At 68.6% G+C, this 23,343-nt stretch carries 30 protein-coding genes; 15 read left to right on the forward strand and 15 right to left on the reverse strand.

Going from position 1 to position 23,343, the window contains the following annotated elements; genetic code table 11:
• Positions 1–12 precede the first annotated feature (12 nt).
• The 9 genes from rfbB to ACIBX3_RS21650 all read right to left on the reverse strand — a co-directional run bounded on the left by rfbB (position 13) and on the right by ACIBX3_RS21650 (position 6,992).
• A complete protein-coding gene (rfbB, locus tag ACIBX3_RS21610) occupies positions 13–939 on the reverse strand; it encodes a dTDP-glucose 4,6-dehydratase (RefSeq protein WP_397119562.1) in 927 nt (308 codons plus the stop codon).
• A complete protein-coding gene (locus ACIBX3_RS21615; RefSeq protein ID WP_397119564.1) occupies positions 936–2,003 on the reverse strand; it encodes a glucose-1-phosphate thymidylyltransferase in 1,068 nt (355 codons plus the stop codon). The genes rfbB and ACIBX3_RS21615 overlap by 4 nt, the downstream gene beginning before the upstream one ends.
• A 2-nt stretch (positions 2,004–2,005) precedes the next feature.
• Complete coding sequence (locus tag ACIBX3_RS21620; RefSeq protein ID WP_397119566.1) at positions 2,006–3,460, reverse strand: sugar transferase; 1,455 nt, start codon at positions 3,458–3,460, stop codon at positions 2,006–2,008.
• 269 nt (positions 3,461–3,729) lie between these two features.
• On the reverse strand, positions 3,730–4,104 hold the full coding sequence (locus ACIBX3_RS21625) for a hypothetical protein (protein ID WP_397119568.1): 375 nt from the start codon (positions 4,102–4,104) through the stop codon (positions 3,730–3,732).
• Between the two features lie 23 nt (positions 4,105–4,127).
• Positions 4,128–4,760 carry a GntR family transcriptional regulator gene (locus tag ACIBX3_RS21630; protein ID WP_397119570.1) on the reverse strand — a complete coding sequence of 211 codons (633 nt, stop codon included), beginning with the start codon at positions 4,758–4,760 and terminating at the stop codon, positions 4,128–4,130.
• Positions 4,757–5,656, reverse strand: a complete 900-nt coding sequence (locus tag ACIBX3_RS21635; protein ID WP_397119572.1) for a DMT family transporter — start codon at positions 5,654–5,656, stop codon at positions 4,757–4,759. The genes ACIBX3_RS21630 and ACIBX3_RS21635 overlap by 4 nt, the downstream gene beginning before the upstream one ends.
• Positions 5,657–5,689: 33 nt before the next feature.
• Positions 5,690–6,067 (reverse strand): hypothetical protein, encoded by a 378-nt coding sequence (locus ACIBX3_RS21640; RefSeq protein WP_397119574.1) that lies wholly within the window; start codon positions 6,065–6,067, stop codon positions 5,690–5,692.
• Positions 6,068–6,114: 47 nt separating this feature from the next.
• The gene (locus ACIBX3_RS21645; protein WP_397119576.1) at positions 6,115–6,609 is read right to left on the reverse strand and encodes a GNAT family N-acetyltransferase; all 495 of its coding nucleotides are present in this window, start codon (positions 6,607–6,609) and stop codon (positions 6,115–6,117) included.
• A gap of 11 nt (positions 6,610–6,620) precedes the next feature.
• A complete protein-coding gene (locus ACIBX3_RS21650) occupies positions 6,621–6,992 on the reverse strand; it encodes an MmcQ/YjbR family DNA-binding protein (RefSeq protein WP_397119578.1) in 372 nt (123 codons plus the stop codon).
• A 114-nt stretch (positions 6,993–7,106) separates the two neighbouring features.
• On the opposite strand from ACIBX3_RS21650, the gene ACIBX3_RS21655 reads away from it, so the two are divergent.
• Positions 7,107–7,736, forward strand: a complete 630-nt coding sequence (locus tag ACIBX3_RS21655) for a TetR/AcrR family transcriptional regulator (RefSeq protein WP_397119580.1) — start codon at positions 7,107–7,109, stop codon at positions 7,734–7,736.
• On the opposite strand, the gene ACIBX3_RS21660 is transcribed toward ACIBX3_RS21655, so the two are convergent.
• Positions 7,727–8,146 (reverse strand): VOC family protein, encoded by a 420-nt coding sequence (locus ACIBX3_RS21660; protein ID WP_397119582.1) that lies wholly within the window; start codon positions 8,144–8,146, stop codon positions 7,727–7,729. The two genes, ACIBX3_RS21655 and ACIBX3_RS21660, sit on opposite strands and share 10 nt — an antisense overlap.
• Positions 8,147–8,367: 221 nt before the next feature.
• Here ACIBX3_RS21660 and ACIBX3_RS21665 point away from each other — a divergent pair, with 221 nt between their 5' ends.
• The 10 genes from ACIBX3_RS21665 (at position 8,368) to ACIBX3_RS21710 (ending at position 16,083) form a co-directional block, all read left to right on the forward strand.
• Positions 8,368–8,556, forward strand: coding sequence for a hypothetical protein (locus tag ACIBX3_RS21665; RefSeq protein ID WP_397119584.1), 189 nt, complete (start codon positions 8,368–8,370; stop codon positions 8,554–8,556).
• 70 nt (positions 8,557–8,626) lie between these two features.
• On the forward strand, positions 8,627–9,202 hold the full coding sequence (locus tag ACIBX3_RS21670) for an RNA polymerase sigma factor (RefSeq protein ID WP_397119586.1): 576 nt from the start codon (positions 8,627–8,629) through the stop codon (positions 9,200–9,202).
• Positions 9,195–10,085, forward strand: coding sequence for a hypothetical protein (locus tag ACIBX3_RS21675; protein WP_397119588.1), 891 nt, complete (start codon positions 9,195–9,197; stop codon positions 10,083–10,085). Before ACIBX3_RS21670 ends, ACIBX3_RS21675 begins: the two co-directional genes overlap by 8 nt.
• Before the next feature lie 26 nt (positions 10,086–10,111).
• A complete protein-coding gene (locus ACIBX3_RS21680) occupies positions 10,112–10,957 on the forward strand; it encodes a hypothetical protein (protein WP_397119590.1) in 846 nt (281 codons plus the stop codon).
• Positions 10,958–11,162: 205 nt separating this feature from the next.
• Positions 11,163–12,776 (forward strand): sensor histidine kinase, encoded by a 1,614-nt coding sequence (locus ACIBX3_RS21685; protein WP_397119592.1) that lies wholly within the window; start codon positions 11,163–11,165, stop codon positions 12,774–12,776.
• Positions 12,777–12,800: 24 nt separating this feature from the next.
• Positions 12,801–13,223 carry a roadblock/LC7 domain-containing protein gene (locus tag ACIBX3_RS21690; RefSeq protein ID WP_397119594.1) on the forward strand — a complete coding sequence of 141 codons (423 nt, stop codon included), beginning with the start codon at positions 12,801–12,803 and terminating at the stop codon, positions 13,221–13,223.
• A complete protein-coding gene (locus ACIBX3_RS21695) occupies positions 13,220–13,576 on the forward strand; it encodes a DUF742 domain-containing protein (protein ID WP_397119596.1) in 357 nt (118 codons plus the stop codon). The genes ACIBX3_RS21690 and ACIBX3_RS21695 overlap by 4 nt, the downstream gene beginning before the upstream one ends.
• Positions 13,557–14,159 (forward strand): GTP-binding protein, encoded by a 603-nt coding sequence (locus ACIBX3_RS21700; protein ID WP_397119598.1) that lies wholly within the window; start codon positions 13,557–13,559, stop codon positions 14,157–14,159. The genes ACIBX3_RS21695 and ACIBX3_RS21700 overlap by 20 nt, the downstream gene beginning before the upstream one ends.
• A gap of 5 nt (positions 14,160–14,164) precedes the next feature.
• Entirely contained in the window at positions 14,165–15,424 is a 1,260-nt protein-coding gene (locus ACIBX3_RS21705; RefSeq protein ID WP_397120238.1) for a cytochrome P450, read from the forward strand.
• 56 nt (positions 15,425–15,480) lie between these two features.
• A complete protein-coding gene (locus ACIBX3_RS21710) occupies positions 15,481–16,083 on the forward strand; it encodes a hypothetical protein (protein WP_397119600.1) in 603 nt (200 codons plus the stop codon).
• Positions 16,084–16,138: 55 nt separating this feature from the next.
• On the opposite strand, the gene ACIBX3_RS21715 is transcribed toward ACIBX3_RS21710, so the two are convergent.
• The gene (locus tag ACIBX3_RS21715; RefSeq protein ID WP_397119602.1) at positions 16,139–16,981 is read right to left on the reverse strand and encodes a DUF817 domain-containing protein; all 843 of its coding nucleotides are present in this window, start codon (positions 16,979–16,981) and stop codon (positions 16,139–16,141) included.
• A gap of 350 nt (positions 16,982–17,331) precedes the next feature.
• Between ACIBX3_RS21715 and ACIBX3_RS21720 the strand changes: the two genes are divergently transcribed.
• Positions 17,332–18,255 (forward strand): SGNH/GDSL hydrolase family protein, encoded by a 924-nt coding sequence (locus ACIBX3_RS21720; protein ID WP_397119604.1) that lies wholly within the window; start codon positions 17,332–17,334, stop codon positions 18,253–18,255.
• A 72-nt stretch (positions 18,256–18,327) separates the two neighbouring features.
• On the opposite strand, the gene ACIBX3_RS21725 is transcribed toward ACIBX3_RS21720, so the two are convergent.
• Positions 18,328–19,029 (reverse strand): Pr6Pr family membrane protein, encoded by a 702-nt coding sequence (locus tag ACIBX3_RS21725; RefSeq protein WP_397119606.1) that lies wholly within the window; start codon positions 19,027–19,029, stop codon positions 18,328–18,330.
• Entirely contained in the window at positions 19,026–19,715 is a 690-nt protein-coding gene (locus tag ACIBX3_RS21730; protein WP_397119608.1) for a hypothetical protein, read from the reverse strand. Before ACIBX3_RS21730 ends, ACIBX3_RS21725 begins: the two co-directional genes overlap by 4 nt.
• Positions 19,716–19,813: 98 nt before the next feature.
• Between ACIBX3_RS21730 and ACIBX3_RS21735 the strand changes: the two genes are divergently transcribed.
• Entirely contained in the window at positions 19,814–20,539 is a 726-nt protein-coding gene (locus tag ACIBX3_RS21735) for a MerR family transcriptional regulator (RefSeq protein WP_397119610.1), read from the forward strand.
• A gap of 189 nt (positions 20,540–20,728) precedes the next feature.
• On the opposite strand, the gene ACIBX3_RS21740 is transcribed toward ACIBX3_RS21735, so the two are convergent.
• Complete coding sequence (locus ACIBX3_RS21740; RefSeq protein WP_397119612.1) at positions 20,729–21,118, reverse strand: PPOX class F420-dependent oxidoreductase; 390 nt, start codon at positions 21,116–21,118, stop codon at positions 20,729–20,731.
• A 70-nt stretch (positions 21,119–21,188) separates the two neighbouring features.
• Here ACIBX3_RS21740 and ACIBX3_RS21745 point away from each other — a divergent pair, with 70 nt between their 5' ends.
• Together ACIBX3_RS21745 and ACIBX3_RS21750 are read left to right on the forward strand one after the other, a co-directional pair.
• Complete coding sequence (locus ACIBX3_RS21745) at positions 21,189–21,611, forward strand: MarR family winged helix-turn-helix transcriptional regulator (protein ID WP_397119614.1); 423 nt, start codon at positions 21,189–21,191, stop codon at positions 21,609–21,611.
• A 54-nt stretch (positions 21,612–21,665) separates the two neighbouring features.
• A complete protein-coding gene (locus ACIBX3_RS21750) occupies positions 21,666–22,037 on the forward strand; it encodes a peptide deformylase (protein ID WP_397119616.1) in 372 nt (123 codons plus the stop codon).
• A gap of 89 nt (positions 22,038–22,126) precedes the next feature.
• Here the strand turns inward: ACIBX3_RS21750 and ACIBX3_RS21755 are convergent, their stop codons facing one another.
• A complete protein-coding gene (locus ACIBX3_RS21755; protein WP_397119618.1) occupies positions 22,127–23,203 on the reverse strand; it encodes a hypothetical protein in 1,077 nt (358 codons plus the stop codon).
• Positions 23,204–23,343: the final 140 nt, after the last annotated feature.

Raw genomic sequence — 23,343 nt, forward strand, 5'->3', positions numbered from 1 at the left:
TCCCCAGCGCGGTTAACGGGCCCACCAGTCCCGGTGCTCCGCGTACCAGCGGACGGTGGCCTTGAGCCCCTGCTCGAACGGGATCTCCGGCCGGTAGCCGAGCGCCCGCAGCTTGGAGTCGTCCAGCGAGTACCTGCGGTCGTGGCCCTTGCGGTCCGGGACGTGCTCGACGAGGTCCCAGTCACGGCCGCAGGCCTCCAGCAGGCACGCGGTGAGCTCCCTGTTGGTCAGCTCCGCCGTGCCCGCGATGTGGTAGACCTCCCCGGGCCGCCCCTTCTCGGCGACCAGCCGGATCCCCGCGCAGTGGTCCTCGACGTGGATCCAGTCCCGCACGTTGCCGCCGTCGCCGTACAGCGGCACCTTCTCGCCGCGCAGCAGCCGGGTGACGAACAGCGGGATGATCTTCTCCGGGTACTGCCGCGGTCCGTAGTTGTTGCCGCAGCGGGTGACGGAGACGTCCAGCCCGTACGTGACCGCGTAGGCGAGGGCGATCAGGTCACCGCCCGCCTTCGACGCCGCGTACGGCGAGCGTGGCCGCACCGGCGCGGACTCGTCCCAGGAGCCGAGGTCGATCGAGCCGTACACCTCGTCGGTGGACACCTGGACCACCTTCGGCACCCCCGCGTCCAGGCATGCCTGCAGCAGCGTCTGGGTGCCCAGCGTGTTCGTGCGCATGAACTCGGCGGCGCCCTCGATCGACCGGTCGACGTGGGACTCGGCGGCGAAGTTCACCACGAGGTCGTGCCCGGGGACGACCTCGCTGAGCAGGTCGGCGTCGCAGATGTCGCCGTGCACGAACTCGTGGCGCACCCCTTCGAGGTTGGCGCGGTTGCCGGCGTACGTGAGCTTGTCGAAGACGGTCACGTACATGTCGTGGAGGCTTCGGGCGAAGTGGGAGCCGATGAACCCGGCGCCGCCCGTTACCAGGACTCTGGTCATGAAGAGATCTGTACCTTGCTGTGATCGCCCAGCACGAGGCGGTGGGCTCTGGGCGTGTTGGGCGCCGGGGTGACCTCGACGTCGTGGCCGATCAGCGACGACTCGATGCGGCCGACCCCGGAGATCGAGGCCCGGGGCAGCACGATCGAGTATTCGATCTCGCTGTCGGTGATGGCGCAGCCGGCGCCGATGGAGGTGAAGGGGCCGACGTAGCTGTCGCTGACCCGCGCGCCCTCCCCGATGATCGCCGGGCCGACGATGCGGGAGCGCTCGACCACCGCCCCCCGCTCGATGACGACCCGGCCCACCAGCTCGCTGGCCGCGTCCACGGCTCCGCGCATCCGCGGCTCCACCGACTCCAGGACCAGCCGGTTGACCTCGAGCATGTCGGTGACGTTGCCGGTGTCCTTCCAGTAGCCGGAGATCAGCGAGGACTCGACCCGCAGTCCCTCCTCGATCAGCCACTGGATGGCGTCGGTGATCTCCAGCTCGCCCCGCCACGACGGCTTCAGCTCGGCCACCGCCGCGTGGATGGCCGGACTGAACAGGTAGACCCCGACCAGCGCCAGGTCGCTCTTGGGCCGCGCCGGCTTCTCCTCCAGCCCGACGACCCGCCCTTCGGCGTCGAGCTCCGCCACCCCGAACTGGCGGGGGTCGCCGACCTTGGTCAGCATGATCTGGGCGGCGGGCCGCTCGCGGGCGAACCTGTCCACCAGGCCGTTGATGCCGCCCACGACGAAGTTGTCGCCGAGATACATGACGAAGTCCTCGTCGCCCAGGTAGTCGCGGGCGATGAGCACGCCGTGCGCCAGCCCGAGCGGCGCCTCCTGGCGCAGGTACGTCACCTGCAGCCCGAACTCCGACCCGTCCCCCACGGCCGCCTCGATCTCCGCATGGGTGTCCCCGACCACCAGGCCCAGCTCTCTGATCCCGGTCGCCGCGATCGCCTCCAGGCCGTAGAACAACACCGGTTTGTTGGCCACGGGCACCAGCTGTTTCGCCGAGGTGTGGGTGATCGGCCGAAGCCGTGTGCCCGACCCCCCGGCGAGCACGAGTGCTTTCACCGCTAGTAAGCCCCTTCTCCACGGGTGACGACGGACCAGGTCTTCCAGAGAATCTGCAGGTCGAGGATGAGCGACCAGTTCTCGACGTACCGCAGGTCGAGCCGCACGGACTCCTCCCACGTCAGGTCGGAACGGCCGCTGACCTGCCAGAGCCCGGTCATCCCCGGCTTGACCACCAGGCGGCGGCGGACGTCGGTGCCGTACGCGGCGACCTCCTCCGGCAGCGGCGGTCGCGGGCCGACGAGCGACATCTCGCCACGCAGGACGTTCAGCAGCTGGGGCAGCTCGTCGAGGGAGTATTTCCGTAGGAAAGCGCCTACCCGGGTGATCCTTGGATCGTTCCTAATCTTGAAGAGCACTCCGTCGAACTCGTTGTCATCCAGGAGGGTGCCCTTGAGCCGTTCCGCATCAGCCACCATCGTACGAAATTTCACTACGCGGAACTCTCGGCCGCCTTTGCCGACTCTTGTCTGATAGAAGAGCGCGGGCCCTTTGCTCGTGAGGCGGATCAGCGACGCGATCGCCAGCAGCGGCAGGGCCAGGAGCAGCAGCGCGGTCGCCGCCACCAGCCGGTCGAAGACGGTCTTCACCAGCTGCTTGGTGCCGTCGAACTCGGGATGCTCCACGTGGAGGAGCGGCATCCCGGCGACCGGCCTGATGCTGATGCGCGGCCCGGCCACGTCGAGCAGCGCCGGCGCCACGAAGAGGTCCGTACGGGCGGTCTCCAGGCTCCAGGCCAGCCGGCGCAGCGCGGCGCCGTCCAGCTCCGGGCAGGCCAGCACGGCCACCGCGTCGGCCTGCTCCTTCTCGGCCACGTTCGCCACGTCGCCGAAGGAGCCGAGCACGGGGATGCCGTCCAGGTCCACGTCCATCGAGTGCTCGGGAAGGCAGGCTCCCACCACCTGCATTCCGTGATACGGCTGGCGCCTGAACTGCATCACCAGGTCGAGGATCGACTCCCGATGCCCGACCGCGATCACCTGGCGCGTGTAGTCCCCGACCGCTCTCCTTCGGTGGAGACGCTTGCGCATCCGGTAGCGGTAATAAAGCGTGGCCAGCAGCGCCAGCGGCAACATCGCCATCACGAAGCTCCGCGCGATCGACGTCTGCGTGGCGTAGGCCATGATGGCGACGGTGGCCATCAGGCCGACGCCGCCGTTGAACACCGCCTTGAACTCCTCCGTCCCCTCGCCGTTGGCCCGCTGGCGGTACGCGCCGCCCATCATGAGCGCGACGGGCCAGGCCGCGATCAGGCCGAATCCCAGCAGGAACTCGATCCATGGGATGTACACGCCGGCCATCAGCCGGACGCCCAGCACGCACACGCATGCGAGCAGCGCGCACACCGTGTCCCCGAATAACAGGAGCCGTAAATACGCCCGCGTCCAAATGCTGGACGCACGGCGCGGCACGGCCTTGAGGAGCACAACAGCGGACTCCCCAGTCCCCACCCTCATAGCACCACCCTGTGACAACTCCGTGCACCGCGATAACTTGACGTTCCTTGAATCACATGGGTTGACAAGTCCCACGCATCAAAGGGCGGCGGCCCCCACTAAAGAGTAAAGATCGATTCGGGCGGGGGGAATAACGTCAAACGTCCACAATCGGACGCTTGATGGGCAAGCCAAGGGGTTGACGGAACGGTCCATCTGGTGCAGCGTCCGGTGCGGGGAAATATCCGGTTCACGGCGGCATTTCTCCAGGTTGCCGCAATATGAAGAAGTCAGTCGTACTCCAGGTCCGGCAGCGCGGACGGCGGGTCCGGGCTGCGCCAGACGACCACCACACCGTCGTGCGCCGACTCCGCGGCGTTGGCCAGCCGATCGAGGTCGAAGTCCGGGAGATAGCGCAGGCGGGCGAGGAAGGTGGCGTCCGTGGCGGAGCGGGGCACGACGCAGCCTTCGCCGTCGCGGTCGAGCAGGATGAACAGGACGTCTTCCCCTGATTCGGTGACGACACGGACCTCCACCACGTCCTCCCACGCAAGGGCCTCGACGCTACCGTCCGCGTAGTGACGGGTGACGCCCTCTTCCGTGACATACACGTAGGAGTCCGGCATCGGGTTGCCGTGCATGGCCGCGATTCTTGCGAGTTCCATGGCCGTCCCGCAAGGGTTCGCGCTCAGTCGGACTCTTCCACGCCCCAGGAATGGCTGAGATGCGCCGCCACCGCCGCCCTGGCCGCGTCCTCGGGGCCGCCCGAGATCGCGTCGAGCAGTTCGCGATGCTCGCGCACCAGCACGTCCCTGTCCATGTAGACCTCCTTCAGCCGCACCAGGCCGAGCCTGGTCTCGGCCGCGAGCACGCCGTAGAGCCGTTCGAGGTGCGGGCTGCCGACGGCCTCGATCAACGCCTGGTGCAGCGCCATGTGCTCGGCCACGATCTCCGACCACGGCGCGCCGGCGGGCAGGGCGGCCATCCGGTGCAGCGCGGCCTCCGCCGTGGGCACCTGCCGCCCGGCGACGGCCTGCGCCATGAGGTCCTCGAGGGGCCGGCGGACGTACATGAGGTCATTGAGGTCCGAGATCGTCACTTCGGGGACATAGGCGCTGCGATTGCGCTCTCGCCTGAGCAGCCCCTCATGAACCAGGCTCGCCAGCGCCTCCCGCACGGTCGGCCTGGCCACGCCGTACGACGCGGCGATCTCCTGCTCGGGCAGCGGGGTGCCGGGCGCGATCTCGCCGGAGAGCACCCTGCTGCGCAGGGCGTCGGTGAGCGCCCCGACGGTGGAGAGGGGTCTGAGCGGCAACGTCACGCCTGCGACTCTAACGCCCTTTCCGGCACGGCCTCCTTCTCCGGTACGGCAGTCTTCCCCTGTGCTGCGGCCTTTTCCGGTACGGCCACCGCCGCCAGGCTGAGCGCCAGCAGCACGAGCCCGGCGATGGAGACCGGCGCCAGCCGCTCGCCGAGCACCACCAGCCCCAGCAGCGCGGCCACGGCCGGCTCGGCCAGCGCCAGCGTGGCGGCCGTGGCCACCGGGGTGGTCCGCAGGCCACGGCCGTACAGGAAGTAGGACAGGGCCGTGGTGCCGAGCCCGAGGTAGAGCACGGCGACCAGCCCGCGCGGCTCTCCCAGCCACCCGACGCCGTTCACCGTCAGGATGGGCAGCATGATCACTGCCGCCCCGCCGAACATCACCCCCATGACCGCGTCGGACCGCGCCCCATCGCCGATGGCCCGCGCCGCCATGACCGCGTAGAACGCGTACAGCAGCCCGCCGAGCAGGGCGAACAGGACCCCGGAGACCACCTGCCCGCCTGCTTCGGCGCCGCCGCCCACGATCAGCGCCGCGCACCCGCAGATGGCCGCCGCCGTGGCCAGGGTCCACCGCCCGCTCGGCCGGCGCCTGTCCAGCAGCCACGAGAGCACTCCGGTGAAGACCGGGCCGCTGCCGATGGCTACCACGGTCCCGATGGCGACGCCGGTCCGGGCCACGGCGGCGAAGTAACACAGCTGGTAGGCGGCCACCGCCACGGCGCCGAGCAGCAGTCCCGGCCTGATCGCCCGCCTGATGCCCGCCCCGGCGAAGAGCGCGAGCACCGCGCCCCCGATGACCAGCCGCGCGGCGGCCAGCGCCACGGAGTCGGCGGAGACGAGCAGTCCCGCCGTGCCGGCCGTGCCCCAGAGCACGGACGCGCCGATGACAGCCAAAGACCCATTCCTCATGCAGTCATTGTCTGACAACTAGACAATTTCGTCCAGTAGCTGGTCGATCAGCCGCGCCGCCGGAGCCGCCACCTCCCCCACGTAGTCGTCCAGCGCGGCGAGGCCGTCGTGGATGCCCGGCAGGCTCTTGCGCGGGAGTTCGAGCAGCGTGTCGTCCTCCGCGGTGATCGATCCCTCCACGCGGAAGGCGGTGGAGGTGGCGGTGACGGAGACCTCGAAACGGACCTCGCGGCCGTCGGGCAGGGTGAAAGTGGTGCCGACGCGGGCGCCCGCGGGCGGGAGGAAATAGGAGAAAGGCTCGCTTCTGACGAAGGGATGGCGTAAGTCAGCGAGAATCTCCGACGCCCGGCTCAAGGCTGTCAGAAGCCCGGCCGCGGCCAGACTCTCGCTGTCCACCCAAGAAAGGGTAGATCAGCGGACGGCGGACGGCCATCGGATCGTGCTCAGTCGGTGGCCAGGCGGGCGTGCCGCTCCACGTCGTGCCGCACGCCGTCATAGCGCAGCCTGCCCCGCTCGATGTCCTCCGGCCGGAACCCCGCCTTGGTGGCGACCCTGCACGAAGCCGGATTGTTCATACGATGCCCGAGCTCGAGCCGGTAGAGCCCGCGCTCGTCGAACGCCCAGCGGGCCAGCTTCTCGGTGGCCGCCACCGCGACCCCGCGCCCTCTCGCCTCCGGCACGACCCAGTAGGACACCCATCCGGTGTCATGCGCGTCGATCCTGGTCACCGCCACGTTCCCGATCACCTGATCGCCGCCGACGGTCACGGCGAAAGCGTGACCGGCCCCCTCCCAGGAGGCGATCCAGCCCAGCGCGTCCTTGAGCGTGACGATCGGCCACGGCGCCTGCCGCCGCAAGTCGGGGGCCTGGAACGCCTGGAGCACCGTCAGCGCGTCGCTCTCCCGCCATTCCCGCAACCGGATGTTCACAGAGCTCACGCAGCCCGAGATTACCCAGGACGCACCTGTTGCCCTATTTGGTGGGCGGCCTCGAAGTCGGCGACCATCTGCTTGGGCGCGGTCAGGCACCACGCCTCCGCCACGAGCTCGAACAGCTCGTCGGCGTCGATCCGGTCGAGATGCACCACCACCCAGCCGAACCGTCCCGCCGTGAACTGCACCTCGAACACCTCGGGCCGCTCGGCGACCAGCGCGATCTGCTCCTCGATCGTGGCCTTGAGCCCGACAGTCTCAGTCGCCTCCCACAGATAGCCGAACCCCTTGTCGCGCACCTTGAGGCCGATCCATTCGCCGCCGTGGCTCATCTTGACCTCGGGCAGCTCCTCCAGCATCTCCAGGAACTCATCGACGCTCACACCCATGTCCGCCTGTGTATCAGATCGCGCCGACACTTCCGAGAGTCGAGCGCGCGGCATACCGGCTAACGTGAGGCCGGAGCGAGAGGACGCCCGCCGCTGACCACGTAAGGAAACCTGGTGGCCGACACACGTACCAAGCTGCTCGACGCCGCGCTCGCGACCCTCAAGAAGCAGGGCATCGCGGGCGCCTCCGCCCGGACGATCGCCGCCGCGGCAGGCGTCAACCAGGCCCTGGTCTTCTACCACTTCGGCAGCGTCGACCAGCTCCTCGCCGCCGCCTGCGAGCACGGCGCCCATCAGCGCATCGCCCTCTACCGCGACCGCTTCGCCGCCGTGACCACGCTCCGCGAGCTCCTCGATCTGGGCCGTTCCCTCCACGCAGAGGAGCGCGCGGAGGGCAGCGTCGCGGCGCTCGCCCAGCTCCTGGCCGGCAGCCAGACCGACGCCAAGCTCGCCCCCGCCACCACCGCCGGCCTCAACCTGTGGATCGCGGAGGTGGAGCAGGCGCTCCGCCGCGTCTTGGCGAAGTCGCCGCTGGCCGACTTCGTGGACGTGTCGGGTCTGGCCAAGGCGGTGGCGGCGGCGTTCGTCGGCCTGGAGCTGTACGAGGGCGTGGACACAGAGGGCGCCGACCACGCGCTGAACGCGCTGGAGGAGCTCGCCGCGCTGGTGACGGTCCTGGACGACATGGGCCCGCTGGTCCGCCGCGCCGCACGCGCGAAGCTACGCAGAGCCGGTCACTCGTAGTAGCGGACCTCCAGTACGTTGCCGTCCGGGTCGGGGAAATACATGGCGTCCGGGGCGATGCCCTGGGCGCCGAACGAGTTGGTGCCGGTGCCCGTGATCTCGACTCCGTGTTGTTTCAGCCGGACCTGGAGCGCGTCGAAATCCTCCCTGCTCACGGCCAGGCAGAAATGGTTGATCGGATGCCCGGCGCTGCCCTGCACGCCGGTGCCCTCGTCGACGCCTCTGATGGCGTCATACGCCATCAGGTCGATGATGCTCTCGCCAGAGACACGCACGCTCGGAAAGGCCGCCTTCCCCTCGCGAAACTCCTCGGCCCGCACTCCGGGCAGGCCGATCACCTCCGTGTAGAAATGCAGCGACCTGAGCTGGTCGGCGACCCAGCAGACGAGATGGTCAAGATGTGCCTTCATGGAAACCTCCGCTCATCTCCAATATCTGTCCCGAAAATCCAGCTGTCCACCTGTGGCATCAGCCGCCCGCTGATAGCCGTCCGGCCGAAACAACCGGTTAACGCGCAGTTCGCAACGCTGATCTCAGTCACGGAAGTGTCATTGTCCGCCACAATGACAGGGTGACCGAAATCACCGGGACGGACCGAATGCCAGCAACCGTGAGGACGGTCAGATTCATCATGACGCTCGAGGTGGCGTTCGGTCTCGTGGGGATCGCCATCCTGGTCGGCACCTTCTTCGCCACGTTCGACGCCATGCTGTTCCTGCTTCTCGCCTACAGCGCGGCGATGCTGGCGCTGGCCGGCTGGCTGCTGCTCCTGCCTGCGGCCCGGCGCTGGTTCGGGTCCTCGGGCGCATCCGGTCAGTGACCGTGAACCGGTGGTGCGGCGTCGGGCTAGTAGCCGATGTAAACCCGGACGCACGGCGACAAGGACATCCATGGGCTCTTCTGAGGTGCTCGGCGACGAGAGGGACGACGCGCTGCTGGTAGCGCGGTCCCTCGAGGATCCCCGATGTTTCGGCGACCTGTTTCGCCGACACGCCCCGCCGCTGCACCGCTACGCCGCCCGCCGCCTCGGGAGCGATCTCGCCGACGACATCGTCGCGGAGACCTTCCACACAGCCTTCAGGGCCCGGTCCGCGTACGACCCCGCCCGGGGCGACGTCCGGCCGTGGTTGTGGCGGATCACCACCAACCTGATCCGCCGGCACTACCGCTCCGAACTGCGCATGCTGCGCGCGCTGGCACGGACCGGCGTGGACCCGGCGCTGGAGAGCCACGCCGACAGGGTGGCCGAGCAGGTCAGCGCCGCCGCGGAGAGCCCGCGCCTGGCCTCCGCGCTGGCGGGGCTGCGCAAGGGCGACCGCGACGTGCTGCTGCTGACCGCGTGGGGCGAACTGAGCTACCAGCAGGTCGCCGACGTGCTGGGCATTCCGGTGGGCACCGTGCGTTCGCGGCTGAACAGGGCTCGTACGAAGGTGCGCGACGCGCTTGGAGGAACCGCTGATGAATGAGATCGAGTCGCTGAAGCGGATGAGGTCGCAGATCCCGCTGCGCGACCCCGACGAGCTGGCCCTGGCCCTCGGCTGGCAGCCGGAGGAGCCGGACAGGCGCCCGCGAGCAGGCCTGCGCCGTCTGCTGGTGGGAGTGCCGGTGACGGCGGGGCTCGTGGCCGCAGCCCTGGTCGTGTCGGCGCTGCCGCCGGGGAACGCGACGTCGTACGCCAATTCGGCCATCGACGTGAGGCAGGAGGGCGGCGACTGGGTGGCCAGGATCAAGGATCCGCTCGCCGAGCGTGAGAAGTACCGCGAGGCGTTCGGCGCCGTGGGGTTGGACGTCGACCTCCTGCTTGTCCCGGCCTCGCCCGCCCGGGTCGGCGACCTGGTCATGACCGGCTCGCAGCAGTCCGGCACGTTCAGCGGCGGCCTCGAACCCGAAGGCTGCCGGATCGGCCAGGCCGGTTGCCATCTGACGTTCCGTGTCCCCGTCGGCTTCGAGGGCCGGGTACGGACTGAGCTCGGCAGGCCGGCGGCGCCCGGCGAGCAGTACCAGGCGGCGGCCCACGCGACCGACCCGGGCGAGATGCTCCAGGGCGTCCCGGTGGAGGACCGTCCCGTGAGCCAGGTGCTCGCCGAGGCCCGCAAGCGCGACCTGGAGGTCGTTTACCAGCGGGTCAGGAATGATCCCAACAATCCGGAAATCAACTTCATCGACGGGAAGAAAGGCGCCTTCCATTTGTCATACGAGCCTGTGAGCGCGGCCGAGGTCGGGCAGGACTGGCTCGTATGGAATGCCTGGTCGGAGCGCGATGGCGTAATCAGGCTGCAGGTCACGCCGAAGCCGCTACTGCCGGTCACCCCGCGTCCGGGTGTCGAATCAGGCAATTCCCACAATTAACTGATTTCGTACGGCATGATCGGACAATGAACGCATCGATGCGGGCCGCCCTCGTAGGGGCGGTAGTCGGGCTGACGCAGTTCATCCTCCTCTGCTGGCGGGGGCCGGACATCGGGATCCTCGACCTGTTCGGACTCCTGGTTGTTCCTTACTCGCTGGGGTTCTTCCTGTCGTGGTGGGGCATGCTGCCGCGCTGGGCGGGGGTGGCCACGGTCGGCCCGGGCGTCACCGCGGCGTTCGCCCTCGTCAACCTCCCCCTCCTGGAGATCCCCGAGGACACGTACCTGGGCGACTGGAAGATGTGCCTGATCTTCATGGCCTTGAGCGCGACCAGCTACCTGGCCGCCGGTGGCCTGGTCATGCCGGTGCACCGCCGGCTGCGCGCGCTGACGGCCGGCGGGGTCGCCGTCGCGTACCTGGCCGTGTGGTCGGCACAGGGCGTGATCGCCGAGACGGCACGAGCCGACAGGCTGGCCCGCGCCGGAATCCCGCTCATCGCGCCCGTGCTGCCGGACCACCAGCTCGTGTACGCGTCCGACTCGGAATCCTGGCTGCAGCTCTGGTACGCCGACGAGAACAACGCCCACGCCGTCGAGGTCGCCGTCGGACCGGTGTTCGCGGCCCCGCCCAAGGTCGCCTGCGTGACGTCCCTTCCTTGGCGCGACCCCCACGGGACGTCGGAATGCCGGGAGGCGGCGCCAGGCGTGTGGGTCCGTGACGGAGAGGTCCAGACTTCGGTGTTCGCGACAACCGCCAACGCCTTGGTACGAGTGGAGAGCAGCATTGTGCCCGAGGCAGAGCTGATCGCCATGCTCCGGACGTTCCGTCCCGTCGAAGCGTCGGAGCTGGCCAGGCTCCAGGAACTGGATTGAGCCGGCGCCGGTGTAACAGTGTTCCGTTACTCCTGAAACCGGTGCTTCTGAGATCGTTGTCTGTTCTTGCAGGGACACGTGGTGCTACCGTGAATTTCCCATCGCGCTCCGTCGCGAAGCGACAGCGGACCGCCGCGTGTCGCCCGGGAAGCACCACGTTCGACGCGGCCGCCACGCTTCGCCGCCACCGTCCCGAGGACAGCCGATGTCAGCAGATGCACCGCAGCGCAGGCTCTCACCGAAGGAAACGGCGGTCCTGGCCTTCTTAGGCATGACGATCGTCATGGTCGGCGTGTGGCTGTGGGCGGTCCTGGCGTCCCCCGTCGCGGCCAGAGGACCTATGGCGCTGGCCGGCGGCGGGTCGGCCCTCCTGCTGGCCTGCGCCGCCGCCGCGATCGTCCACTTCGTCGCCGCCGCCCGCGTGCTGCGCGATCGGGTCGCGCAGGCCGAAGGCCGGCTGGCCCATCTGGAGCTGGAGACGCTGCGGACGGCCGAGGAGTCGGTGCCCGCGCTGGCACACCGGCTCCGCGCGGGCGCCCTGATGCCCAACGCGCTGATCGGCGTCCCTCAGCCCGCGGACGGCGCGCTGCGGCACCTGCTCGCCATGGCCGGACAGGAACTTGGAGCGCTCGAACGCGACCGCGCCGCCGCCCAGGCGGCCCACGCCGCGGCCGAGGCCGCCCATGCGGCGACCGTGGGCGAGATCGCCCGCCTGACCACCGAAACCCTGCCCGAGCTTGTCGAACGCATCCAGGCAGACCGGATGACCGCCGAGGCCGCGCTGGACAAGGTCCGCGTTCCCGAGCTCGCCCCGCTCCGGGGCCTGCTCACCGGGACGGCCCGCCATCTCGGCGGGGGCGAGCGCAAGGCCGCCGCGGTCATGGCCGCCTGCGCCGGGGCCGCCGCCCGCGTACAGGCCCAGGCCACCAGCCTGCTCGCCCGCCTGCGCGAGTTGGAGGAGCAGTACGGCGACCAGGAAGAGATCTTCGCCGACCTGCTGGACCTCGACCACCGCGCCTCCCAGATGGGCCGCCTGGCCGACAACGTCGCCCTGCTGAGCGGCGGCCGTTCCGGGCGGCGGTGGACCCGTCCGATCGTCATGGAGAGCATCCTGCGTGGCGCGATGGGCCGCATCGGCGCCTATCGCCGCATCCGCCCGCACTCCACCAGCACCTCCGCCGTCGCCGGGTACGCCGCCGAAGGCGTGATGCACGCGCTGGCCGAGCTCATGGACAACGCCGCCGCGTTCTCGGCGCACGGCACGGAGGTCCACGTGTACGTGGACGAGGAGGACGCCGGCATCGTGATCATCATCGAGGACAGCGGCCTGGGCATGCGAGCACGTGAGCGCCGCCACGCCGCCAGGCTCGTGACCGAGCCCCTCGATCTGCGTACCCTGTCCGGCACCCGGCTGGGCCTGGCGGTGGTGGGCCGCCTGGCCGACAAGTACGGCTTCACGGTCAGCTTCCGGCCGTCCGCCCGCGGCGGCACCGGCGTCGTGATGCTGATCCCGCGCCGGTTGATCACTCAGCCGAGGGTTCCCGCCGAGCCCCCTGTCCAGCCTCCGCCCGCCCAGCCTGCGGCCGCGTCGGACACGCCCGCGCCGGAGGAGAGCGGCGACCTGCTGCCCAAGCGGCGGCGCGGGCAGACGCTGGCGGAGGCGATGAAGGCGTCCGCCTCGCGGAGTGAGGCCATGGGCACGCGCGTGCCGGCGGCCCGGCCCACGCGGAGCGGTCAGGACGCGGCCGCCAGATTCGCCGCGTTCCGCCAGGCCGGCGGCCGCGGGCGCACCTCCGCCCCGGCACCAGGCGACTCGTGACCACGTAGAGAGATTGGCGTTTCGATGAGCACGACCGACATCACGCAGACCCTTGACTGGCTGCTGGAGAACCTCAGGGAGAAGACCCCGGGAATCCGGCACGTGCTGGTGCTGACCAGGGACGGCTTGAAGATGTGCTTCACGGGCGGTCTGCAGCGCGACTCAGCCGATCAGCTCGCGGCGCTCGCGGCCGGGATCCAGAGCCTGTCGCTGAGCGCCTCCGCCGAGTTCGGCGACGACGTGGGGGCGGGGCAGGCGATGGTGGAGTTCGCCGGCGGGATGCTGCTCATCGTGCCGGCCGGGGACGGCGCCCACCTGGCCGTACTCGCAGACGAGGACGGTGACGTGGGGCTGATCGCGCACAACATGAACGAGCTGGTCGAGCAGATCGGGACTTACCTCACCGCGGCGCCGAGACAGGCGGCGGGAAGCAGCGAGCTTCCATGACCGGTCGATCCGTCGACCGCGAGGATCCCGACCGGCTCTACACGGTCACCGGGGGCCGTACGCGCGCCGATGAGACCGCCTTCGACCCGGTCTCCCTCATCGTCGGCGAATGCGAGCCCACCCCCGGCATGCAGTCGGAGCACGTCAAGATCCTGCGGCTGGCCCGGCAGCCGATGGCGGTGGTGGAGATCTCCGCTGAGCTGCGGTTGCCGGTCAGTGTGGTGAAGATCCTGCTGCGCGACCTCCTGGACACCAACCGCATCACCGTACGCCACCCCTCGGCCGCCAGCCGTGCCGGCCGTCCCGACGCCGAGACTCTGAAGCAGGTACTCATTGCACTCCGCGACCTCTGACCGGCTCCCGACTCGGATTCCGCTACGGGAGACAGCCGTAGACGCCCTGAAGATCGTGATCGTCGGCGGGTTCGGCGTGGGCAAGACGACCTTGGTCGGCTCGGTGAGCGAGATCCGCCCGCTGAGCACCGAGGAGGTCATGACCGAGGCGGGCGTGGGCGTCGACGACGTGAGCCGGGTACGCGCCAAGCTCACCACCACCGTCGCCTTCGACTTCGGCCGCATCACGCTGGACGCCAGCCGGGTGCTCTATCTGTTCGGGGCGCCCGGCCAGCAGCGGTTCTGGTTCGTGTGGGACCAGTTGTTCGCCGGCAGCCTCGGCGCGGTCGTCCTCGTGGACACCCGCCGCCTGGAGGACTCCTGGTACTCCATCGACCGGCTGGAACACCACCGGATGCCGTTCGTCGTCGCGGTCAACCGTTTCACCGACGGACCTTCGCTGGAGGACGTGCGCGAAGCGCTTTCGCTGCCGCCCGAGGTCCCGCTGATCGAGTGCGACGCGCGCAAGCGCAGCTCGTGCAAGCACGTGCTGATCACCCTCATGGAACACCTCACCCACCAGTACGAGGGGAGCACGCCGTGACGCCGATGGAGGAGCTGATGGAGGGTTACCCGGAGCACGCCGCCGCCGTGCGCCTGCCCGAGGCTCCCATCCACGACGACCCCGCCGCGTACCACAACGAGTTGCGCCGCACGTACGGGCCGGTCGTCCCGATCCTGCTCGAAGCCGACATCCCCGCCTGGCTCGTGATCGGCTATCGCGAGCTGCATTTCGTCACCAGCCAGCCGCAGCTGTTCGGCCGCGACCCCAGGCGCTGGAACCTGCTCCACCGGCTTCCCGAGGACTGGCCGGCCAGGCTGTACGTCACCTGGCAGCCGAACCTGATGTACTCCGAGGGCGAGGAACGCCGGCGCCGCGGCGACGCCGTCAGCGACGCCCTCGACTCCATCGACCGCACCGAGCTGACCCGGATCTGCGAGCACGTCGCCGACCTGGTGATCGACCGGTTCTCCGGCGACGGCGAAGCCGACCTCGTCCCCCAGTACGCCCAGCGTATTCCGGCCGAGGTCGTCACCCGCCTGTTCGGCATGCCGGAGGTGGACCTGCCGGACCTCATCAAGGACATCCACAACCTCCTGGACGGCGGCAAGGAGGCGGCCCAGGCGTTCCCCCGGGTCTACGCCCACATGGAACGTCTCGTGACCGTCAAGCGTGCCCGTCCGGGCCACGACGTCACCTCGCGCCTGCTGGCGCACGCCGCCCGGCTCACCGACGAGGAGACCGCCGCCGACCTGATGGTGCTGGTGGGCGCCTCCCACGGCGCCAGCGCCAACTGGATCTGCAACACGCTGCGGCTGATGCTCGTGGACGACCACTTCTCGATGACCTTGCAGGGCGGCCGCAGCAGCGTCGGCGAAGCGCTCAACGAGGTGTTGTGGAAGGACACGCCCACCATGAGCATGCCCTCGCGCTACGCCGTACGCGACTGCGACCTGGCCGGCCGCCGCATCCGCCGCGGCGACCTCGTCGTGCTCGGCTTCGCCGCGGCCAACACCGACCCTCAGGTCCAGCCCGCCGCACATCCGGTGGGGTTGGGCGCCAACCGCGCGCACATGTCCTTCAGCCACGGCGAGTACGGCTGCCCCTTCCCCGCCCCCGAGCTCGGGGAGATCATCGCCAAGTCGGCCGTCGAAGTCCTCCTCGACAGGCTGCCGGACCTTCATCTGGCGGTGTCGCCGGAGTCGCTCCGCTGGCGCCCTTCGTTGTGGGCCCGCAGCCTGGAGTCTCTCCCCGTCCTCTTCAGCCCTGCCGCCCCGATGGGCCACATGCAACCCCGACCTGCTTGAGCCGATCTGGCGAGAGAACTGAGAACCAAGCCGTTCCCACCGGCATCCAACTCTTCGTGATCAACGTGACGCTCTCCTTCCTGCTGGTCCTTTCCCCGGCGACCGTGACCGAGGTTCCGAAGAACTTCCTGCTCACCGAACGCGACGCGCGCCGGCACCTGGACCCCCATCAGGCAGACGAACAGGGCTACAAGATCAGCGACAAGCTCACCGAGCCGTTGGAGCTGAACCCGTGCGGGCACCGGCGCGCCGTCGACCGCGACCGGGTGGCCGCCCGCACGATCACGCACTGGACCAGCGCCCCCAGCGGCTCCTCCGAACAACTCGTCATCTACAAGACCCCTCGTGCCGCCCATTCCGCGCTCACCCGCCTGCGCGCCGACGTCAAGCGGTGCGCGCGCAAGGGCGACCCGTCAGAGCCCAGACTCAAGATCCAGTGGCGGACGAGTAAGGCCAAGGCCGGAGACGAGGCCATAGGCATGGGTTATCAGACCTGGCAGGACGGCAGCGTGAACCAGACGATCACGGGTATTGCCGCGCGCAGGGGCAGCGCACTGATGATCTACACGACCGACGAGGGAATGCACGAGCCCGGCCGACTGACCAAAGACGCCAGGAAGATGGCTGCGAAGGTGTGTAAGTTGCCCGGCGTCTGCTAGCTGTTCGGCAGCAGCGACCTAGGACCTGCTCCTCCGGCCGGCCTGTCGATGCCGCTCATCCGTCTGCGGAGGCCTGAGGAGGGACGCGGCGCAGCGGCAGCGCCCAGCCGAGGGAGCTGCCGCGGGAGGTCGTCGGCAGGTGCAGCCGTCCCCGGCTCGCCTGCCAGGAAGCGACCATCACGAACGTGACGCTGACCAGCAGCGCCCAGGCCCCGAACTTGGCGGGGTGGACCAACTGCCAGGTATCCCGCTGGTACGGGTACTGCCAGGCGCCGAGGTAGGTCGCGATGTTCTCGGCCACCCACAGGAAGAACCCGATGAGGGCGAGCGACAGGGCCAGCGGCATCTGGTATCGGTGCTCGCCCACGGTGAAATGCACCACCGTCCCCCATGTGACCAGGACGAGCACGAGGGCCAGCGGGATCCGCAGATCGATCCACCAGTGCTGGCTGACGAAGTTCACGTAGATCGCCAGTGCCACCAGGGTCACCGGCACCGTTCGGTAGGCCACCAGGCGCAACGAGAAGATCCGCCAGGCCGCGCAGACGTAGCTGCCCACCGCGGCGTAGAGGAACCCGCTGTACAGCGGTACCCCGCCGAATTTGGTGTAGGCATCCTCCGGATAGCTCCATGACCCGAGCCGTACCTTGATCATCTCAAAGGCCAGCCCGACCAGATGGAACCCGGCGATGACGGCTGTCTCCTGGTTGCTCTCCCATCGCAGGGCACGCAGGATCACTGTCACCGCCACGGCATAGACCAGCAGCGCGTCATAGCGCGGGATCGGCAGCGGCAGGACAGACGAAGCGGCCAGCCCCGCGAACAGGGCGGCCGCGAACGCGCACGACTTGGCCTCGGCCCACGCGAAGCGGACCATCTGGGCGACAAAGAACCTCACACCTGTATCCGATCGTCCGAACCACGCCGAGGTTTATCGGATTTTGGGGAGGTTGAGTGCAGAAATATCGAGAACGGTACGCCATGGAGGGCGGATCAGCACTGTCGAGAACCGGCTCTCGGCCAGGGCGGTGAGCAGGGACGACTCCAGATCACGCCGAATCTCTGAGAACGATCACCAACCCGATGGACTTCCCCTTGTCATCCATTCCCAAACGATCTCACAGCGGGCACGTTAGACATTGCTCACCTGCGACGATGCGCCGAAATGCGCTCTGCATATCAAGATATACAACGCGTGAACACGCTGAGTTCATCGCATTCCTTGCCGCATATCACTACGATGCCGACATGAAATCATTGCTAGCGGCTCTCACCATAGGCACGCTAAGTGTATTACCAGCTACGGCGGTCGCCGAGACCAAATCTCACACATCGCTGAACTTAGTGGCGATGGGTGACTCCTATGGATCCGGCACCGGTGCCGGTAACTACGAACCGGGCACCGAGGGAGTCTGCTTCCGCAGCGCCAACTCCTACTCCTCGGTCATCGCCGACGAACTCCGCCGGCGGGGCAAGCAGGTGAATTTCACGAACGTCACCTGCAGCGGCTCGGCGATCAGCACACTGCGGCAATCGTTCAAAGGCGAGCCCCCTCAGTTCGACGCCCTTAAGCGCAACACCAACGTGGTTATGCTGAGCATCGGCACCGGCGATATCGACTTCGCGGGATTCGGCGGATTGTGCATCCAGGCGGACTGCTCGGGCGCGCCCGCCACGACGATCAGAGGTCTGCTACCGGCCATGGGCGAGAAGCTGACGGCTCTCCTGATCGACATCAAGACCCGCAGCCCGCGCGCCAAGATCATACTGACCGGGTACGGACAGCAGGTCACACCTGGGGAGAACGCCGAGGGCGTCACACTGGACCCGATCTGCGACAGCCAGGTGTTCACCGCGCAGGAGCGGGTGGAAGGCAACCAGATCGCGAGAGAACTCGACGCGACACTGAGAAATGCCACGAAGGCCGCCAAGGCGCAGGGGGTCAACGTCCGGTTCGTCAGCCCCTATATGAATTCGGTCGATCTCCGGCCCGAATTCGAGGGCCATTCGTTGTGCCAGGCCGAGCCGCCCTTCTACCGGGGATTCGACGCACTCGCTCCGGGCCAGGAGGGCATCGACGCGGTCCTGCACCTCAACCAGCAGGGACAGGCCGCCATGGCCGACCTCATCCAGCGTAAGATCCCCGCCCTGTCCGGCCCAGCGACGCTCTGAAGGTCGGTCACGTCCGCTGCCCCCGATCGGAGAATATGCGTTGGCCCCGGAAGTCCGAGGGCTTCGGGGCCTTCACATCGCCGCCGCTTCTTCGTCCGTACGGTCGGCACGGTTGACGAGGCGGTGCAGGGCGATGAGCCCATAACCGAGCAGTACGAACGAGACAGCCACGACCACGACCATGAGCGCGACTCCGCCGTACCCGAACCTGACCACATCCAGAAACGGATAGGGGTACCGCTTCCATGCCTGTGGAGGCAGCAGAGCCCCCCGCACCAGGGCGAAGACCAAATACGCCGTCGGATAGGCCAGCCATACGGGAGCGGCCGCCCATCTAGGCCGACGGGCGCTCCGATCGAAGACCAGCCAGTCGATCACAGCCATGACGGGTGTCACATAGTGGAGGAGAAAGTTGCCGAGGCCGAGACCGGAATGGAACAGGTGCTCGAATGGGTTCGCCCCGCGCATACGCAGAAAATGCCAGATCAGCCCTGTTATCACGATATAGAGCGTCACGGCTCCCTTGACCTCAGCCGAAGGCGGCCGCCTGCTTACCACTCGCCAGGCGTAATAACCCGCGAGCAACAGATTGCTCTGTACGGTGAAGAGCACGAGCGGGTTCAGCGGGCTGGCCAGGGCGATCCACGTATAGACCATGCCGACCACCGCAGCCGCGATCAGCACCAAGCGGAACATCGTCGCCCAGATCATGAAGATCACCATCGCACAGTCCGCGTCCGCCCGGCCGACGGTTCGCCGACCCTGCAGGGTCACGTGTGCATCGCATCAGGGGGCTCGGTAGCGTCATGCGGAACCGCGATTTCGGGCGCTGGTTTCTGACGACGCAGATACCGCCGGCCCAGCACCGCGTACCAGAGCATGATCGGCAGATGGAGGGCGTACCCGGCCTGTTCCAGCGCCGCCGTCGGACCGTCGGTCCCAGTCGTCCACGGAAGCGCAACGCCGGCCAGGCCGGAAAGCGCGGCGATCACGCCGGTGATACGAAGCCCGGCGGGCATCGGGATACCAACTGCTCCGGCCACGGTGGCGGCGACCCACAGCAGCCCGGCCAGGTTGACCCCCCACTTGGCGGTGAGCAGGACCGCCATGGCCACAGTCGCGGCCGCCGGAACAGCGGGGCCGGCGGCCAACTGGGTCAATGCCAGGTTTCCGGCGTCGTGAAGCAGACCCGCCAGCCCGGCGGCGGCCAGCAGGCCACCGGCGAGCGTCACCGTGTACGGCCTGAGTGCCTCGGCCGAGCGAGCAGCCATGACCAGACCGGCCGCGGTCAGTGCCAGCCAGCCCAGCACGTCGAAGGCCAGCTCGGTCAAGTGCAGGCCGACCTGCCGGCCTACGGCGGCCAGGGCGGCGGCGGGATCGGACGGATTCAGGGTCAACCCTGATGGCACCACGATGGCCGCACCGGAGATCATAGCCACCAGCGAGGTCAGCAGCAGCACGCCGGTGAGCCGGCTCTGAGGGTTCACATCAGTCATGGACCGTGACGGTAGAACCCTGACGCAGCGACAAGGTCAACATGCCAGAGAAAGGGGACGCTATGTGGCGGATCGGGCAACTGGCGCGAATGGTCGGCGTGTCCGAACGCACGCTGCGCCACTACGACAAGATCGGACTGCTGGTCCCCACCACGGTCGACCGCGCCACCGGCTACCGCTGGTACGGCGTGGCCGAGCTGTCCCGGCTCGAACGCATCCGCGGACTGCAGCGCCTCGGACTGCCGCTGCGTCAGATCGCCGAGCTGCTGGAGGCTCCCGAGACGCAGCTGCGACAGGCGCTGACCGAGATCGTGACGAGCATCCGGCATGACATCGCCGCGCTGACCGCGACCGCCGCCCACGCTCAGGACCACCTCGCCACGCCGATGTCCATCCTGCCCCAGCAGACCACGGTGGGCCCGCGCCGACTACGGGTCCGTCATATGCGACTCGACCACCCATCCGAACTGGCCACCATCTGCCCACCGCCGCCGGCGACCCTGCTGACCTGGCTTCGCGGACAGCCGACGGGCGGATTCGTCGCCGCGGTGACCACCGATCGCGGTGGCGAGCAGCTCACCCTGCCCGCTCGCACCGTCGTGCGAGCCATCGTTCCACCCTCAGCAGGCGTAGTCCTCGCCGGACAGGACCTGTTCGGCTGGCTGCACCGCCACCACCTGGCCATCACAGGTCCCACGGTGGAAGAACACCTCATCGACGCGGACGGCGCCCACGCCACCGTCCTCGAGGTATCCGTAGATCCACGGCAGCAGACCCATGCCGCTTGACCGCTCGCCTCCACCGCTGATCCAACCCATGAAGGGACGGAGCCCGCTCCTCGATGTGCGCCGGCCTGACCGCAGCACCAACGCCCGTCGGCCCCGCCGCCGGCGCACATCATGAGCCACGACGGAACTCACCGATCGCGCCGGCGATCGGGGCCAGTGTCGATCGATGAAAAGATCCCGTCCACGGTGTCACTGGCTGGTGTGGCGGGTGGGCCGCACAACGAGAACGACCCTGCGCTCGGCGTCGCCGACCGGCGCTTCGCACTCCAGCCCGTAGCGCTTGGCGAGCACGTCGAAGAAGGCGCCCTCGGGGTCAGGGTCAATTCGCTCGACGATGCCGCGGACCTCCAGGTAGCGGTACGGCTGGCCAGGGTCGTTGATCGAGATGGCAACGTGAGGGCGAGCGCTCGCATTGCGCCCCTTCTGCCGGTCAGTCGTGGTGGTGAAGCGCAGGAACTCGCCATCCCAGATGGTCCACACCGGCGTCACCTGCGGGGTGCCGTCGGGCATCAGCGTCGCCAAGTGAGCGTACAAGGGGCGAGTCAGCAGATCGAGGTGACTTTCCGGAATCACAGACATGCGAGCACAGTATCAAAGGTTTGATACTCATAAATACCCTTAGAGTGAGAATGACTTGTAGGCTCCGTGCATGGACATGCCTGCAGAGGAGCGGCTCGGCTTCGCAGTAAAACGCGCCGAGCAGCGGCTCATGGCGGCGAAGCACGTGGCGGTGAAGACCGCAGGGCTGACGGTGCCGCAATACGCCGCCCTGCTGGTGCTGGCCGCCAACCCGGGCATCTCCGCAGCCGCCCTGGCGAGGGAATGCCTCGTCACCCCACAGGCCATGACCGTCGTGCTGAAGAACCTGCTGGAGCACGGCCTGATTGAGCGCAGCCCGCATCAGTGGCATCGCACAATGCTGGAGACCCACCTCACCGATGCGGGGCGCGAGGCACTACGCACTGCGGACGCGGCGGCCGTGGTCATCGAGCGCAGGATCGCCGACGCCTTCACCCCGGACGAACGCGACTCCTTCCGGGACCTGCTCGCCCGCTTCACCCAGGCGATCTAGGCCAAGAGGACTTCGTCCGGACGGCTCGAGTCCCGCTCAAGAGATGCGAGAACGATGAGGAGGCAGCTCGGCGAGATCGCCCTGGACGCCGCCATCGTCCGGCCACCTGGGCGGGAGCCCCTGGTCCTCCTCAATCCCGTGGTGCTTGAGAAGTCGACGGAGACCGACGAGCAGTTCGAGGGGTGCCTCAGCTTCTTCGACGTCCGCGGGCTCGTGCCGCGGGCGCTGGCCCTCCGGGTCGCTTACGACACCCTTGAGGGCGTCCGTTGCGTCTCCGTGTTCGAGCGTGGACTTGCCCGTCTGGTAGCGCACGAAGTCGACCACCTCGCGGGGAGGCTGTATCGGGCCAGAATGCGCCCCGGAGTAGATCCGATCCCGGTCAGGGAGTACCGCGGTTCCGGGACGGCCTGGAGCTATGAGGCCTGATCGCAGGTCCGCCCCCGCCGTGACGTTGTGCGCAGCGGTGGGGACGGCCAGCACCAGCACGAGGGCGGCGGCGAGGCACAGAACTCGGATCATGCACACTCGGCGACGGCCGCGCCGTGCGGAACCGGCTCGGCAGTGACCGCGTTGGGCAGGAGCAGCGCCCCGAGCGCCAGCCCGATCAGCCCGGCGACGACCGGCGCGCCTGTCCACAGCTCGGGCACGGCAGGCAGGCCGCCCCCGGTGGCTGAGGCGACCCCGATGTACAGCGACCAGGTGGCGAAGGCCGACAGCCCGGCGAAGGTCCAGTAGGCGGCGCGCCGCTCACCCGACGGCCGCAGCCGGCGGATCAGCAGGTCGCTCACGAACCCGGCGGCCACGAACGACAACAGGATCGGCAGGTTACGGAAGGCCGTCTGGGCACCCGGCATGAGCGCCATGATCGTGTACATGACGGTCACCGAGCCGAACGGCAACAGCCAGCGGCGCACCAGGAACAGCACCGGGCTGAGCATGACGACGTTGGTGACGACCATCGCGACGGCCACCCGATCGGCGCCCACGGCGACAGGTCTGGGGCCGGCGCCCCGTGGCACGGCGCCCGAGTCCTGCGCCAAGGAGAACGCCTGGACGATTACCTGGGGCCGGTACTGCAAGGCGTCGCCGTACGACAGGAACAGCGACACCAGCGTGGTGGCGAACGCGAGCCCGACCAGCGCGGGCAACAGGCGGCCGAGCGAGGGCCGGGCGCCGACATCGGGGGCGTTCCACGCCGAGCGCAGCGGTGTCGTGATGATGAGCATCATCGTCACGACGAGGCCGAGGTGTGACGGGCTGAAGAAGATGTCGATGGTCGTCTCGATGCCGAGGATGGTGTGCCACATCATGTCGGCGAGCCCGAAGGCGGCGAATGCGGGAATCGCCACCAGCCCGGCGAGATAGCCGGTGGGGACGGCCGCCAGCCCCTGCCGGCCGGCGCGCACGTTGCGCCACACCTGCCAGATGATCCAGCCGGAGACCACGGCGAAGCCGGAATAGAACACCGCGTGCCAGGGAGTGAAGAACGTCTCCAGCTCCGTCAGGTTGCTGTGCGCCCAGGCGTCGATCATCAGTCCGACCCCGAACCAGATTCCGAGCAGCGCCGTCACCAGGTCTGTCCTGGGGGACACCCATCCGCGGGGCTCCCTCGTGTCCGCCATGAATCGCCGAGTGCCGGCGGCGTCAGATGCCACTTCGGGGTTCCTTTCCGTCGATCGAATCGATTCATCTAGACGCCGGTGCCCGTCGGCGAACGCTGGTGAGGCGGATG

It is taken from the genome of Nonomuraea sp. NPDC049480, from assembly GCF_044465905.1.
In the GTDB taxonomy this organism is placed as follows: domain Bacteria; phylum Actinomycetota; class Actinomycetes; order Streptosporangiales; family Streptosporangiaceae; genus Nonomuraea.